The sequence below is a fragment of the Rhodococcus sp. IEGM 1354 genome, assembly GCF_030056855.1.
Lineage (GTDB): Bacteria > Actinomycetota > Actinomycetes > Mycobacteriales > Mycobacteriaceae > Rhodococcoides.
Map to the genome: position 1 here is coordinate 1 of NZ_JASHKT010000082.1, position 218 is coordinate 218.

Sequence of the window (218 nt, forward strand, 5' to 3'; positions counted from 1 at the left end):
TGCGCAGCGACGCAGGCACCAACAGCATGGAACACAGCGGCAGCAGTGCCCCGCTGACGAACGAGACCGCCGACGAGCCGGCGGCCTGCCACGGATTGGTCAACGCATCCGGGTCGATTCCCAGCTAGATGTCCACGTGGGCGGCAAACGGATCGTGTTCGGTGAGTTCGCGTGGGACGGTCGGTGCGGTGTCGGCCGACAGACATTTCGCCTCGTAC

At 65.6% G+C, this 218-nt stretch carries 1 pseudogene; it reads right to left on the reverse strand.

The features are described from left to right. A pseudogene (locus tag QM588_RS25655) lies at window positions 1-218 on the reverse strand (VIT1/CCC1 transporter family protein); the annotation flags it as partial.